General features: G+C 61.6%; 13 protein-coding genes. 8 read left to right on the top strand and 5 right to left on the bottom strand.

What is annotated here, in order from left to right; all coding sequences use genetic code 11:
- Positions 1 to 162 precede the first annotated feature (162 nt).
- Positions 163 to 882 carry a tellurite resistance TerB family protein gene (locus tag LOY35_RS05610; protein ID WP_258631294.1) on the bottom strand — a complete coding sequence of 240 codons (720 nt, stop codon included), beginning with the start codon at positions 880 to 882 and terminating at the stop codon, positions 163 to 165.
- Between the two features lie 187 nt (positions 883 to 1,069).
- On the opposite strand from LOY35_RS05610, the gene LOY35_RS05605 reads away from it, so the two are divergent.
- The 7 genes from LOY35_RS05605 (at position 1,070) to LOY35_RS05575 (ending at position 9,385) form a co-directional block, all read left to right on the top strand.
- A complete protein-coding gene (locus LOY35_RS05605; protein WP_258631292.1) occupies positions 1,070 to 1,984 on the top strand; it encodes a LysR family transcriptional regulator in 915 nt (304 codons plus the stop codon).
- A gap of 97 nt (positions 1,985 to 2,081) precedes the next feature.
- Positions 2,082 to 3,539 carry a gamma-aminobutyraldehyde dehydrogenase gene (locus LOY35_RS05600; RefSeq protein WP_258631291.1) on the top strand — a complete coding sequence of 486 codons (1,458 nt, stop codon included), beginning with the start codon at positions 2,082 to 2,084 and terminating at the stop codon, positions 3,537 to 3,539.
- A gap of 87 nt (positions 3,540 to 3,626) precedes the next feature.
- Positions 3,627 to 4,778, top strand: a complete 1,152-nt coding sequence (ydcS, locus tag LOY35_RS05595) for a putative ABC transporter substrate-binding protein YdcS (RefSeq protein ID WP_258631289.1) — start codon at positions 3,627 to 3,629, stop codon at positions 4,776 to 4,778.
- A gap of 246 nt (positions 4,779 to 5,024) precedes the next feature.
- Entirely contained in the window at positions 5,025 to 6,062 is a 1,038-nt protein-coding gene (locus LOY35_RS05590; RefSeq protein WP_258631288.1) for an ABC transporter ATP-binding protein, read from the top strand.
- A gap of 1 nt (position 6,063) precedes the next feature.
- Positions 6,064 to 7,008 (top strand): ABC transporter permease, encoded by a 945-nt coding sequence (locus LOY35_RS05585; protein ID WP_258631287.1) that lies wholly within the window; start codon positions 6,064 to 6,066, stop codon positions 7,006 to 7,008.
- Positions 6,998 to 7,816, top strand: a complete 819-nt coding sequence (locus LOY35_RS05580) for an ABC transporter permease (protein WP_258631286.1) — start codon at positions 6,998 to 7,000, stop codon at positions 7,814 to 7,816. The genes LOY35_RS05585 and LOY35_RS05580 overlap by 11 nt, the downstream gene beginning before the upstream one ends.
- 144 nt (positions 7,817 to 7,960) lie before the next feature.
- The gene (locus tag LOY35_RS05575; RefSeq protein ID WP_258631285.1) at positions 7,961 to 9,385 is read left to right on the top strand and encodes a gamma-aminobutyraldehyde dehydrogenase; all 1,425 of its coding nucleotides are present in this window, start codon (positions 7,961 to 7,963) and stop codon (positions 9,383 to 9,385) included.
- Between the two features lie 57 nt (positions 9,386 to 9,442).
- Here the strand turns inward: LOY35_RS05575 and LOY35_RS05570 are convergent, their stop codons facing one another.
- From LOY35_RS05570 to LOY35_RS05560, 3 genes are all read right to left on the bottom strand, one after another.
- Positions 9,443 to 9,844 (bottom strand): type II toxin-antitoxin system VapC family toxin, encoded by a 402-nt coding sequence (locus LOY35_RS05570; protein ID WP_258631283.1) that lies wholly within the window; start codon positions 9,842 to 9,844, stop codon positions 9,443 to 9,445.
- A complete protein-coding gene (locus tag LOY35_RS05565) occupies positions 9,844 to 10,089 on the bottom strand; it encodes an AbrB/MazE/SpoVT family DNA-binding domain-containing protein (protein ID WP_258631282.1) in 246 nt (81 codons plus the stop codon). The genes LOY35_RS05570 and LOY35_RS05565 overlap by 1 nt, the downstream gene beginning before the upstream one ends.
- Positions 10,090 to 10,203: 114 nt before the next feature.
- Positions 10,204 to 10,389: a hypothetical protein gene (locus tag LOY35_RS05560; RefSeq protein ID WP_258631280.1), complete on the bottom strand. Its 186-nt coding sequence runs from the start codon at positions 10,387 to 10,389 to the stop codon at positions 10,204 to 10,206.
- A gap of 373 nt (positions 10,390 to 10,762) precedes the next feature.
- On the opposite strand from LOY35_RS05560, the gene LOY35_RS05555 reads away from it, so the two are divergent.
- On the top strand, positions 10,763 to 12,388 hold the full coding sequence (locus LOY35_RS05555) for a glucan biosynthesis protein D (protein ID WP_258631279.1): 1,626 nt from the start codon (positions 10,763 to 10,765) through the stop codon (positions 12,386 to 12,388).
- 183 nt (positions 12,389 to 12,571) lie between these two features.
- Here the strand turns inward: LOY35_RS05555 and LOY35_RS05550 are convergent, their stop codons facing one another.
- Positions 12,572 to 13,678 carry an NADH:flavin oxidoreductase/NADH oxidase gene (locus tag LOY35_RS05550; RefSeq protein ID WP_258631277.1) on the bottom strand — a complete coding sequence of 369 codons (1,107 nt, stop codon included), beginning with the start codon at positions 13,676 to 13,678 and terminating at the stop codon, positions 12,572 to 12,574.
- Between the last annotated feature and the right edge of the window lie 78 nt (positions 13,679 to 13,756).

The following is a 13,756-nucleotide window of genomic DNA, read 5'->3' as shown; positions in this document are numbered from 1 at the left end:
CCGAGGGGCATGATGCGCCGAGTGTATTGGGCACACCTTCAGCAATCGACGCAGCCCCTGTGGGAGCGAGCCTGCTCGCGATAGCGGACATCCAGTCGACATGGGTTTTGACTGATTCATCGCTATCGCGAGCAGGCTCGCTCCCACAGGGGAAGGATTTATTTATACGCCAGCCTGCCGCACCTGATTCTCCAGCTCGACTTTCAACCCCGGCTCCAGCTTGAGCTGCCGCGCCAGTTCATCGAGGTAGGACTTTTCCATGAAGTTTTCTTCGTCCACCAGCATCACGCTGGCGATGTACATTTCCGCGGCCATTTCCGGGGTGCCGGCGGCGCGGGCGACATCGGCGGGATCCAGGGGTTTGTTGAGCTCGGCATGCAGCCAGTGCTGCAGCTCCTGGTCGTTGTCGAGCCTGGTGAATTCGCCTTCGATCAACTGACGCTCACGTTCATCCACATGACCATCGGCCTTGGCTGCCGCAACCAACGCCTTGAGGATGGCCTGACTGTGCTGCTCGACCTGCGCCGGGGGGACGCGATCCAGGGTCTGGGGTTCCGTTTGCGGCGCACGGCCCTGCTGGGCTTGCCAGTTGCCATAGGCCTTGTAGGCGATCACGCCCAGCGCGGCAAGACCGCCGTAGAGCGCGACCTTGCCGCCGGTCTTGCGGATTCTCTTGTTGCCCAGCAGCAAGCCCATGGCGCCCGCCGCCAATGCACCACCGCCAGCACCGGAAAGCAGGCCGCCAAGCCCGCCGCTCCCGGCCTTGCCCCCCAGCAGGTCGCCAAGCCCACCGGCCGGCTTGTTCTGCGCGCCGCCCGTCTTGTTCTGCAAAAGGTCCTGGCCGGACTTGAGTAGCTGATCGAGCAATCCACGGGTGTTCATTTTTCGTTGCCTCCCTGTGTTCGGGTAACCGATGAGCAAGGCCACCAGCCTAAATCGAAAGTGCCCGGAGTCGTCGGCGAGATTGCTTCGAGATGTTGCTCGCCTCTTCGAGCGCTTCCGCCAGCCTTCAGAAAAAACGATATACACTGCAAAACATCGATAAAAACAGCCCGCCGGGTACGCACTCATGATGACTCTGCGTCAGATCCGCCATTTCATCGCCGTAGCCGAGACCGGTTCGATTTCCGCCGCAGCGCAAGCGGCGTTCATTTCCCAGTCCACCCTGACCCTGGCCATCCAGCAACTGGAGCAGGAGATCGGGGTCAGCCTGTTCAACCGCCATGCCAAGGGCATGACCCTGACCCATCAGGGCCATCAGTTCCTGCGCCAGGCCCACCTGATCCTCGCCACCGTCGACAACGCCAAGCGCAGCCTGCAGCAAAGCACCGACCAGGTGGCTGGCCATCTGACCGTCGGGGTCACCAGCCTGGTCGCCGGCTACTACCTGGCGGACTTGCTGACCCGCTTCCAGCGTGCCTACCCGAATGTGGTGATCCGCGTGATGGAAGACGAACGACCCTATATCGAGCATCTGCTGGTCAGCGGTGAAATCGATGTCGGCGTGCTCATCCTGTCCAACCTCGAAGATCGCCATGCCTTGCAGACCGAAGTATTGACCCACTCTCCGCACCGCCTGTGGCTGCCGGCCCAGCACCCGCTGCTGGAACACGACAGCATCAACTTGACGGACGTCGTCTGCGAACCGCTGATCCAGCTGAACGTCGATGAGATGGAGCGCAACGCCCAGCGCCTGTGGCGCGGTGCCGGCCTGCAACCGAAGATCACGCTGCGCACCGCCTCGACCGAAGCGGTGCGCAGCCTGGTGGCGGCGGGACTGGGCGTGTCGATCCAACCGGACATGACATACCGTCCCTGGTCCTTGGAGGGCGACATCATCGAAGCGCGCCCGATCGCCGACCTCAACCAGACCCTTGACGTCGGGTTGGCCTGGCGCCGTGGCACGTCACGACCGGCATTGGTCGATCCTTTCCTGACCGTCGCCCGGGAACAACCCCAGGGTGGGCGCAAGCCATCTATTTAATCGAATGCAGACTTGAGTATTTAGAATTTGTCGGCCTGAAGACCGCGCACTAGTCTTGCTGCATCCCCCGGGCCATTTAATAAAGAGAAAACCAAACATGGCTGGCACGCAAACCCAACTGTGCACCGCGCTGCTGATCGATGGGGAGCTCGTTTCCGGCGAGGGTTTTGTCGAGCCGATCCTCAACCCGGCCACCGGCGAAGTGCTGGTCTCTATCGCCGAGGCCAGTATCGAGCAGGTCGAGGCAGCGATCCTGGCTGCTCACCGCGCCTTCGATGGATGGTCGCGCACTACCCCGCAACAACGCTCGAACCTGCTATTGGAAATCGCCGGTGCCATTGAACGGAACGCCGATCACCTGGCCCGTCTCGAGTCGCTGAACTGTGGCAAGCCCCTGCATCTGGCGCGGCAGGATGACCTCAGTGCCACGGTGGATGTGTTCCGTTTCTTCGCCGGCGCCGTGCGCTGCCAGACCGGTCAGCTCAGCGGCGAGTACCTGCCCGGCTACACCAGCATGGTGCGCCGCGACCCGATCGGCGTGGTCGCGTCCATCGCACCGTGGAATTACCCGATCATGATGGCCGCGTGGAAAATCGCCCCGGCCCTGGCCGCGGGCAACACCCTGGTGTTCAAACCCTCGGAACACACGCCGCTGTCCATTCTTGCCCTGGCGCCGCTGTTGGCCGAGATCCTGCCTCGGGGCGTCATCAACATCATCTGCGGCGGCGGCGAAGGAGTCGGCAGCCATCTGGTCAGCCATCCCAAGGTGCGCATGGTCTCGCTGACCGGGGATATCGTCACCGGCCAGAAAATCCTCCAGGCCGCGGCGAAAACCCTCAAGCGCACGCACCTGGAGCTGGGTGGCAAGGCCCCGGTGATCGTCTGCAACGATGCCGACATCCAGGCGGTGGTCGAGGGCGTGCGCACCTATGGGTACTACAACGCCGGGCAGGACTGCACCGCGGCTTGCCGGATCTACGCCCAGGGCGCCATCCACGACCGGCTGGTGGCCGAACTCGGCACGGCGGTCAGCAGCCTGCGCTTTGCCGGCAAACGCGACGCCGACAACGAAATCGGCCCGTTGATCAGCCCCCGCCAGCGCGACCGTGTCGCCAGTTTCGTCGAACGCGCCCTCGGCCAGCCGCACATCGAACGCATCACCGGCGCGGCAGTGCACTCCGGTGCCGGCTTCTATTACCAGCCAACCTTGCTGGCCGGCTGCAAACACAGTGATGAAATCGTCCAGCGCGAAGTGTTCGGCCCGGTGGTCACCGTGACCCGCTTCGATGAACTCAGCCAGGCGGTGGACTGGGCCAACGACTCCGAATATGGCCTGGCGTCCTCGGTCTGGACCCAGAACCTGGACAAGGCGATGCAGGTGGCGGCGCGCCTGCAATACGGCTGCACCTGGATCAACAGCCACTTCATGCTGGTCAGCGAAATGCCCCACGGCGGCCTGAAGCGCTCGGGCTATGGCAAAGACCTGTCCAGCGACTCGCTCCAGGACTACAGCGTGGTGCGCCACATCATGGCCCGCCACGGCCAGCATTTATAAACAGCACTACGCTGATAACAGGCCATCCATGGCGCTTCACCCGTTGAAAACACTGCCCCGAACATAATTAAAGCAAGAGGGATTCCCATGTACGCGCACAACACCGTATTGCTCAGTGCAATCACCATGGCGCTGCTGACCAGCATCAGCGTCCAGGCCGCCGAAACGCTCAAGACCGTTGGCGCGGGAGAAGGCCAGCTGGATATCGTGGCCTGGCCGGGTTACATCGAACGAGGCGAAAGCGACAAGGCCTACGATTGGGTGACCGGTTTCGAGAAGGAAACCGGCTGCAAGGTCAATGTGAAAACCGCCGCGACCTCCGATGAAATGGTCAGCCTGATGAGCAAGGGTGGCTACGACCTGGTCACTGCTTCGGGCGATGCTTCGTTGCGACTGATCGCCGGCAAGCGGGTGCAACCGATCAACACCACATTGATTCCCAACTGGAAGAACCTCGATCCGCGCCTCAAGGACGCGCCGTGGTACGTGGTCAACCAGCAGACCTACGGCACGCCGTATCAGTGGGGGCCGAACGTACTGATGTACAACACCAATGTATTCAAGCAGGCGCCCACCAGCTGGAGCGTGTTGTTCAGCGCCCAGACCCTGCCCGATGGCAAGCCGAACAAGGGGCGCGTGCAGGCCTACGATGGGCCGATCTACATGGCCGATGCGGCGCTGTACCTCAAGACGGCCAAGCCCGAGCTGGGTATCAAGGACCCGTATCAACTCAACGAAGCCCAGTACAAGGCCGTGCTGGAGCTGCTGCGGGCCCAGCAACCGTTGATCCACCGCTACTGGCATGACACCACCGTGCAGATGAGTGACTTCAAGAACGAAGGCGTGGTGGCGTCCGGTGCCTGGCCGTACCAGGTCAACGGCCTGATCAACGAAAAACAACCGATCGCCTCGACCATTCCGAAGGAAGGCGCCACCGGCTGGGCCGACACCACCATGCTCCACGCCGAGGCCAAGCACCCCAACTGCGCCTACAAATGGATGGACTGGTCACTGCAACCGAAGGTCCAGGGTGACGTGGCAGCGTGGTTCGGCTCCTTGCCGGCAGTGCCCGCGGCGTGCCAGGGCAGCGAGCTGCTGGGGGCTGAAGGGTGCAAGACCAACGGTTTCGACCAGTTCGACAAGATCGCCTTCTGGAAAACCCCGCAGGCCGAGGGCGGCAAGTTCGTGTCATACAGCCGCTGGACCCAGGATTACATCGCGATCATGGGCGGGCGGTAGGGCCAATCTGTCGCCACGCAAGTGGCGATGAACACTGCCTTTGTGGCGAGGGGATTTATCCCCGCTGGGCTGCGAAGCAGCCCCTGAATCCCACCAACTCGGTTTGTCAGGTGAATTCAGTGGACTGCTTTGGGGCTGCTTCGCAGCCCAGCGGGGCGGTGCGACGTTTCGCTAAATCCCCTCGCCACAGGACAGTGTTCCCATCATTGAAATTTCATGCCGCACCGCTTTATGGAGCACCGCACCATGACACTCGCAGTCCAGTTCACCCAGGTTTCCCGTCAATTCGGCGACGTGAAGGCCGTTGACCGGGTCTCCATCGACATCGAGGACGGCGAATTTTTTTCCATGCTGGGTCCCTCCGGGTCGGGCAAGACCACCTGCCTGCGGCTGATTGCCGGTTTCGAACAGCCGAGCGCCGGCTCCATCCGTATCCATGGCGAAGAGGCCGCGGGATTGCCACCCTATCAACGGGACGTCAATACGGTGTTCCAGGACTACGCCCTCTTTCCCCACATGAACGTGCGCGACAACGTGGCCTACGGCCTGAAAGTCAAAGGCGTCGCCAGGGCCGAGCGCATCAAGCGCGCCGACGAAGCGTTGGAAATGGTGGCCTTGGGCGGTTATGGCGAACGCAAGCCGGCGCAGCTCTCCGGCGGCCAGCGTCAGCGTGTAGCCCTGGCCCGTGCCCTGGTCAATCGCCCGCGGGTGTTGCTGCTGGATGAACCCCTGGGTGCCCTCGATCTGAAGCTGCGCGAACAGATGCAGGGCGAACTGAAGAAACTGCAACGCCAGTTGGGCATCACATTCATTTTCGTCACCCATGACCAGACCGAGGCCTTGTCGATGTCCGACCGGGTGGCGGTGTTCAACAAGGGCCGCATCGAACAAGTGGATACACCGCGCAACCTGTACATGAAGCCGGCGACCACCTTCGTCGCGGAATTTGTCGGCACCTCCAACGTGATTCGCGGCGAACTGGCACGACAGCTGAGCGGTTATCCACAGCCCTTCTCGATCCGCCCGGAACACGTGCGTTTCGCCGAGGGCCCGTTGGACGGCCATGAAATCGAAGTCCAGGGGCTGCTTCACGACATTCAATACCAGGGCAGCTCGACTCGTTACGAGTTGAAACTGGAAAACGGCCAGACCCTGAACCTCAGCCAGGCCAACACCCAGTGGGCCGACAGCAACACCCCGCACCAGACCGGCCAGCAACTCAGGGTCCGCTGGGCCCGCGAGGCGATGATCGCCCTGCACGACACCCTCGGCGGCGAGGCCTGAGATGAATACACTGGCCCTCCCCCGGACACCCGCGCCGGGCTCGCTGCGACGGTTTTCCAACCTGCTGTACCGGCGGCCCAACCTGTACCTGTCGATGCTGCTGGTGCCGCCGCTGATCTGGTTCGGCGCGATCTACCTGGGCTCGCTGCTGACCTTGCTCTGGCAAGGCTTCTACACCTTCGACGACTTCACCATGGCGGTCACCCCCGACCTGACCCTGGCGAATTTCGCGGCGCTGTTCCAACCCTCGAACTTCGACATCATCCTGCGCACGGTGAGCATGGCCATCGCGGTGTCCATCGCCAGCGCCGTCGTCGCGTTTCCCATCGCCTATTACATGGCGCGCTACACCAGCGGCAAGACCAAGGCGTTCTTCTACATCGCGGTGATGCTGCCCATGTGGGCCAGCTACATCGTCAAGGCCTATGCCTGGACATTGCTGCTGGCCAAGGGCGGCGTGGCGCAGTGGTTCATCCAGCACCTGGGCCTGGGACCGGCGTTGCAGTTCGTGCTGGAAATCCCCGGCGTCGGCGGCAGTACGCTGTCCACTTCGCACCTGGGACGCTTCCTGGTATTCGTCTATATCTGGCTGCCATTCATGATCCTGCCGATCCAGGCGTCCCTGGAGCGCCTGCCGCCCTCACTGCTGCAAGCCTCGGCGGACCTGGGCGCCAGGCCACGCCAGACGTTCATGCAAGTGGTTCTGCCGCTGTCGGTCCCGGGCATCGCCGCCGGTTCGATCTTCACGTTCTCGCTGACCCTGGGGGATTTCATCGTGCCCCAGCTGGTGGGCCCGCCGGGCTACTTCGTCGGCAGCATGGTCTATGCCCAGCAAGGCGCCATCGGCAACATGCCCATGGCCGCCGCCTTCACGCTGGTGCCCATCGTGCTGATCGCCATTTACCTGTCTATCGTCAAGCGCCTGGGGGCTTTCGATGCACTCTGATTCTTCATCCCGGGCTTCATGGGGTTTGCGCATCGCGGCTTGGGGCGGGCTGGTGTTCCTGCACTTCCCGATCCTGATCATCTTCCTCTATGCCTTCAATACCGAAGATGCCGCGTTCAGCTTCCCGCCCAAGGGCTTGACCCTGAAATGGTTCAGTGTGGCCTTCGCCCGCCCGGATGTACTGGAGGCGATCAAGTTGTCGTTGCAGATCGCGAGCATCGCCACCCTGATCGCCATGGTGCTCGGCACGTTGGCCTCGGCGGCACTGTACCGCCGCGACTTCTTCGGCAAGCAGGGGATTTCGCTGATGCTGATCCTGCCCATTGCCCTGCCGGGGATCATCACCGGCATTGCGCTGCTGGCCACGTTCAAGACCCTGGGCATCGAGCCGGGCATGTTCACTATCGTCGTCGGCCACGCCACCTTCTGTGTGGTGATCGTCTACAACAACGTCATCGCCCGGCTACGCCGCACCTCCCACAGCCTGATCGAGGCCTCGATGGACCTGGGGGCGGATGGCTGGCAGACCTTCCGCTACATCATCCTGCCCAATCTCGGCTCGGCCCTGCTGGCCGGCGGCATGCTGGCGTTCGCATTGTCGTTCGACGAAATCATTGTCACCACCTTCACCGCCGGCCATGAACGCACCCTGCCGCTCTGGCTGCTCAACCAGCTCAGCCGCCCCCGCGACGTGCCGGTGACCAACGTCGTCGCCATGCTCGTGATGCTGGTGACCATGCTGCCGATCCTGGGCGCCTATTACCTGACCCGTGGGGGCGAGAGCGTGGCGGGTAGCGGGGGGAAATAACTCAGGCATGAACAGCGATGAACCCCTGTGGGAGCGAGCCTGCTCGCGAAAGCGGTGGTCCAGTCAGTGCAAGGGTTGCCTGATGGAACGCCTTCGCGAGCAGGCTCGCTCCCACAAAAAACAACAACTTGAGAGGACATGGACATGCAAACCAAACTGCTGATCAACGGTCGCCTGGTGAACGGCGAAGGTCCCGGACAAGCCGTGTTCAATCCGGCGCTGGGCCGGGTGCTGGTGGAAATCAACGAAGCCAGCGAAGCCCAGGTCGACGCCGCCGTGCGCGCCGCCGATGACGCCTTCGACACTTGGTCGCAGGTCCCGCCCAAGGACCGCTCCCTGCTGCTGCTCAAACTGGCCGACGCCATTGAAGCCCATGGCGAAGAACTGGCGAAGCTGGAATCGGACAACTGCGGCAAACCCCTGGGCGCCGCCCTGAACGACGAAATCCCGGCCATTGCCGACGTGTTCCGTTTCTTTGCCGGCGCCAGTCGCTGCATGAACGGCTCGGCGGGGGGCGAATATCTGCCTGGGCATACGTCGATGATCCGTCGCGACCCGGTGGGCGTCATTGCCTCCATCGCGCCCTGGAACTACCCGCTGATGATGGTCGCCTGGAAAATCGCCCCGGCCCTGGCCGCTGGCAACACTGTTGTGCTCAAGCCGTCGGAACAGACGCCCCTGACGGCATTGCGCCTGGCGGAACTGGCCTCGGAGATTTTCCCGGCGGGTGTACTCAACGTGGTATTCGGTCGTGGGCAGACCGTTGGCCAGCCGCTGATCACTCACCCGAAAGTGCGCATGGTGTCGCTGACCGGCTCCATCGCCACCGGCTCGCACATCATTTCCAGCAGCGCCGACAGCGTCAAGCGCACCCACATGGAACTGGGCGGCAAGGCCCCGGTGATCATCTTCGACGACGCCGACATCGACGCCGCCGTGGAAGGTATCCGCACCTTCGGCTTCTACAATGCCGGCCAGGATTGCACCGCGGCCTGTCGCATCTATGCCCAACAAGGCATCTACGACCAGTTCGTCGAAAAACTCGGTGCCGCCGTGGGCAGCATCAAGTACGGCCTGCAAACCGCGCCGGACACCGAGATGGGCCCGCTGATCACTGCCCAGCATCGCGACCGCGTGGCCGGGCTCGTCGAACGCGCCATCGCCCAGCCACATATCCGTTTGATCACCGGCGGCAAGACCGTGGAGGGCAACGGGTTCTTCTTCGAACCGACGGTACTGGCCGATGCCCAGCAAGACGACGAGATCGTGCGCCGGGAAGTCTTCGGCCCAGTGGTCTCCGTCACCCCGTTCCTCGATGAAGCCCAGGTGCTGGAGTGGGCCAACGATTCGGACTACGGCCTGGCCTCATCGGTATGGACCCGCGACGTCGGCCGGGCCCATCGCCTCTCGGCACGCCTGCAATACGGCTGCACCTGGGTGAATACCCACTTCATGCTCGTCAGCGAAATGCCCCACGGCGGTCAGAAACATTCCGGGTACGGCAAGGACATGTCCATGTACGGGCTGGAGGACTACACGGTGGTGCGGCATGTGATGTTCAAGCATTGATCTGAAGAGCCCATCACACCACGACCGGCAACAAACCTGGTCGTGGTCAGGCGAGGGTCAGTAAGGCACTATCAATTCGACCGAGGGAAAATAGCTGCGGTAACGTTTGGCATCCCGGGTCAACAAAGTCAGGCCCTTCACGGCGGCATGGGCGCCAATGAAAAAATCGGCCAGTACATTAGTCTTTCCGCCACCTACCTTGCGATAGCGCACAAAAGCCTTGCCGGCCAAAAACAACGCCGGTCGAGGTATCTCCAGCATCAACAGACCCAGTTCAGTAACAGCCTCATCCAATGCCTCAAAAGTGGAAAAAGCCTGGGAGAGTTCGGCATAGACAATCGGGTTGATGGCAAGGTCATGGATCTGGGATTGGGCACGCAACTGCTGGATGGACCAGTCAGCCCAAACAGGGTCGTCTTCCAGAACATCAATCAACACGTTGGTGTCGACCAACACCATCAATCGTCACCTCGTAACAGCGCCATCAGCTCATCGGTGCGCCACTTGATATCCGCCTTGCCACGGGCAGCTTCGAAGCGATCGCGAACCTCTTTTTCCGCGCTTCGAGGCTTACCGGCCTGCAGCACCACTTCTCCCTGTGCGTTAACACTGAACTCGACCGCACAACCTGGAATCAGGTGCAACGCATCGCGAATAGGCTTGGGAATGGTGACCTGCCCCTTACTTGTCATTGTCGTCGACACTGTCTTCTCCTTCGATGTATTACCTCAACAAGAAAAGTAATACTTCAAGTACGAACCTGCAACCGCCGCTGATCGTAGGCAAACGCTCTTTGCCTATTGGGAAAATGCGGCATTTCAAAACCGCGAAACACTCCTCATCGCATCCACCAGGTAACGCATGGCGATCCGGTCGTTTTCCGACAGCTCGCGGTAGCGTTCCACCAGTCGCAGTTCCTCCAGGCTAAGGCGCCGCGTCCGGCGCACGTTGTGCAGGCAGGGAAGGAGCCCCAGCATTTCGGCAATGCCCTGTAGTTTCGTCATGAACGGTGTCCTTGTGTACGTCGAATTGATTCCCGGAGCCTGCCGGGCCCGCGGACAGCACCCCTTTGCCAAGCTAAAGAATAGGGGCGATTCACACAGCGAGGAGGCAGTTTTAGAGTAATTAGTCAAAAAAATGCAGAGGCCTCCGAGAAAAAAGAAATATCTGTAAGGAAATTTAACCAAGCCACGCTTTCCTTTTCTCAGACGTCGACGTATCCCCTATGATTTTGCGCCTCGGTGAACCGATCCGGTTCTCAGGCATCTGTTTTAACGTTCGTCGCGTTTGGCCAAAGGCATGTCCGAACTCCTTTATCAGTTGTATCAGTCCTGTTGCCAGGAACGGCTGGGGATTGTTTCGAGAAAGGTTGTATTTATGCATCGCAGGAACCTGCTCAAGGCCTCCATGGCTTTCGCCGCCTATACCGGGCTTTCGGCTTCGGGTCTCATGGCGGCACGGGCCTGGGCCGCCGACCAGACGGCAGACGGCGAAGCCCGCCCCTTCGACTTCAAGAACCTGAAAGACCAGGCCAAGCGGCTGGCCGGGCAACGTTACGTCGATACCAAACAAGTCTTGCCAGAAACATTGGCGATGATGTCGCCACTGCAGTTCAACGCTATCCGGTATGACGCCAATCATTCGCTGTGGAATGAACTGGATGGCCAACTGGACGTACAGTTTTTCCACGTCGGCATGGGTTTCAAACAGCCGGTGCGCATGCACAGTGTCGATCCGAAGACTCGCCTGGCCCGTGAAGTGCATTTCCGCCCGGAGTTGTTCAACTACGAGAAAACCACGGTCAACACCGCGCAACTGAAGGGTGACCTGGGGTTCTCCGGGTTCCGTGCCTTCAAGGCACCGGAGCTGGACCGGCACGACATCGTTTCGTTTCTGGGCGCCAGTTATTTCCGCGCCGTGGACGCCAGTGGCCAGTACGGGCTCTCGGCCCGTGGATTGGCAATCGATACGTATGCCAAGCACCGTGAGGAATTTCCGGACTTCACCCAGTTCTGGTTCGAAACCCCGGACAAGAACAGCACCCGCTTCGTGGTCTACGCCCTGCTCGATTCCCCCAGCGCCACCGGGGCGTATCGCTTTGATATCGACTGCCAGCCCACCCGGGTCGTGATGGAAGTCGATGCCCACATCAACGCCCGGACCGCCATCGAGCAACTGGGCATTGCGCCGATGACCAGCATGTTCAGCTGCGGTACTGTCGAGCGACGCATGTGCGACACCATTCACCCACAGATCCACGACTCCGACCGACTGGCCATGTGGCGTGGCAATGGCGAATGGGTCTGCCGCCCGCTGAACAATCCCGCCACCCTGCAATTCAACGCCTTTGCCGACAAGAACCCGAAAGGCTTCGGCCTGGTGCAGACCGACCATAGCTTCGAGAGCTACCAGGACACGGTGGATTGGTACAGCAAGCGCCCAAGCCTGTGGGTCGAGCCGACAACGGCCTGGGGCGAAGGCTCTGTGGATCTGCTGGAAATTCCTACCACCGGCGAAACCCTGGATAACATCGTCGCGTTCTGGTCGCCGAAGAAACCGGTCGCGGCCGGCGATTCGCTGAACTACGGCTACAAACTCTACTGGAGCGCCCTGCCACCGGTGAGCACCGAGCTGGCCCAGGTCCACGCGAGCCGTTCCGGTATGGGCGGGTTCATCGAGGGTTGGGCACCGGGCGAGCATTACCCGACCGTCTGGGCGCGACGCTTTGCCGTGGACTTCAGTGGCGGCGGTCTCGACCAGCAACCCCCTGGCACCGGTATCGAACCGGTGGTGACCTGCTCCCATGGCGAGGTGAAGGACTTCAACGTGCTGGTGGTGGATGCGATCAAGGGCTATCGCATTACCTTCGACTGGTACCCGACCGACGACCGCGTGGACCCGGTGGAGATGCGCCTGTTCATTCGCACCAAGGACCGGACCCTGAGCGAGACCTGGCTGTACCAGTACTTCCCGCCGGCGCCGGATAGGCGCAAGTATCCCTGATGGTTGTTGATCGTCCGGGCTGGCCCCATCGCGAGCAGGCTCGCTCCCACTCGTTGATCTCATTGCGTAGGAATTCCTTGTGAGAGCGAGCCTGCTCGCGATGAGGCCGTCCAGGCAGAGTAAATTTCAACTAAAGAAAAGCCCCGGCCTGAACGACCGGGGCTTTGTTTTCACCAGGAACAGTCAGTCCCGCAGATCCGACTCATGAATCGGCTGGTCCCGATGGGTCGCCCGCTGATACTGCGCCGGCCATACCGCCTTGCGCCCGCCCAGGTCATCATCGGCATGCAGCGCCCAGTACGGATCGCGCAACAACTCGCGGGCCAGGAAAATGATGTCGGCCTGACAGGTTCGCAGGATGTGCTCGGCCTGGGCCGGTTCGGTGATCATGCCGACGGTGCCGGTGGCGATTTCCGACTCCTTGCGTACCCGTTCAGCAAAACGCGTCTGGTAACCCGGACCGGTGGGGATCTCCGCATTCGCCGCGGTACCGCCCGATGACACATCGATCAGATCCACCCCCAACGCCCTGAATCGCCGCGCCAACTCGACGGTCTCATCAGGGTTCCAGCCGTCCTCGACCCAGTCGGTGGCCGAGACACGGACGAACACTGGCAGCTCCTGGGGCCATACAGCCCTGACCGCTTCGGTGACCTGCAGCACCAGCCGGATACGGTTTTCGAACGACCCACCGTATTGATCGCGCCGCTGATTGCTCAGCGGAGACAGAAACTGATGCAGCAGGTAACCATGGGCCGCGTGGACCTCGACCACCTTGAACCCGGCCGTCAAGGCGCGTCTGGCCGCGTCCACGAACGCCTGGACGACAGCGTTGATCTGTCCTTCGTCCAGTTGGGACGGCTGCGTGTGCTGCGGGTCGAAGGCAATCGGCGAGGGACCGACTGGCACCCAGCCGCCATCCGCGGGTTTCACGCTGCCATGCTTGCCCAACCAGGGCCGCCAGGTACTGGCCTTGCGCCCGGCATGGGCCAGTTGAATGCCCGGCACGGCCCCCAGGGCGGTGATGAAACGGGTGATGCGTTGCAGCGGCTCGATCTGTTCATCGTTCCACAGCCCCAGGTCCTGGGCGGTGATGCGACCGTCGGCAGTGACCGCGGTGGCTTCGGTGAATACCAGGCCGGCACCGCCCACAGCACGGCTACCGAGGTGCACCAGATGCCAGTCGTTGGCCAGGCCATCGACGCTCGAATACTGGCACATCGGTGATACCGCGATGCGATTGGGCAGGGTCAATTGGCGTACGGTATAGGGTTCAAGCAGCAGACTCATGGGGCACCTCTTCGAATCAGTGGGCAGGCTCCAGGTTCTGTTTGAAAAGTCGACGAGTGACAAAAGGTGCAGCACCCG

Source organism: Pseudomonas sp. B21-028 (assembly GCF_024749045.1).
Lineage (GTDB): Bacteria > Pseudomonadota > Gammaproteobacteria > Pseudomonadales > Pseudomonadaceae > Aquipseudomonas.
Note: the sequence above shows the minus strand (reverse complement) of the source record. Positions and strands in the feature narration are given on the sequence as shown.

What these genes read in the sequence shown, in the direction of transcription:
- LOY35_RS05555 (WP_258631279.1), top strand. Translation starts at nt 10,763, where the DNA reads ATGCATCGCAGGAACCTGCTCAAGGCCTCCATGGCTTTCGCCGCCTAT.
- LOY35_RS05610 (WP_258631294.1), bottom strand. Translation starts at nt 882, where the DNA reads ATGAACACCCGTGGATTGCTCGATCAGCTACTCAAGTCCGGCCAGGAC.
- LOY35_RS05600 (WP_258631291.1), top strand. Translation starts at nt 2,082, where the DNA reads ATGGCTGGCACGCAAACCCAACTGTGCACCGCGCTGCTGATCGATGGG.
- LOY35_RS05580 (WP_258631286.1), top strand. Translation starts at nt 6,998, where the DNA reads ATGCACTCTGATTCTTCATCCCGGGCTTCATGGGGTTTGCGCATCGCG.
- LOY35_RS05605 (WP_258631292.1), top strand. Translation starts at nt 1,070, where the DNA reads ATGATGACTCTGCGTCAGATCCGCCATTTCATCGCCGTAGCCGAGACC.
- LOY35_RS05560 (WP_258631280.1), bottom strand. Translation starts at nt 10,389, where the DNA reads ATGACGAAACTACAGGGCATTGCCGAAATGCTGGGGCTCCTTCCCTGC.
- LOY35_RS05575 (WP_258631285.1), top strand. Translation starts at nt 7,961, where the DNA reads ATGCAAACCAAACTGCTGATCAACGGTCGCCTGGTGAACGGCGAAGGT.
- LOY35_RS05550 (WP_258631277.1), bottom strand. Translation starts at nt 13,678, where the DNA reads ATGAGTCTGCTGCTTGAACCCTATACCGTACGCCAATTGACCCTGCCC.
- LOY35_RS05570 (WP_258631283.1), bottom strand. Translation starts at nt 9,844, where the DNA reads ATGGTGTTGGTCGACACCAACGTGTTGATTGATGTTCTGGAAGACGAC.
- LOY35_RS05590 (WP_258631288.1), top strand. Translation starts at nt 5,025, where the DNA reads ATGACACTCGCAGTCCAGTTCACCCAGGTTTCCCGTCAATTCGGCGAC.
- LOY35_RS05585 (WP_258631287.1), top strand. Translation starts at nt 6,064, where the DNA reads ATGAATACACTGGCCCTCCCCCGGACACCCGCGCCGGGCTCGCTGCGA.
- ydcS (WP_258631289.1), top strand. Translation starts at nt 3,627, where the DNA reads ATGTACGCGCACAACACCGTATTGCTCAGTGCAATCACCATGGCGCTG.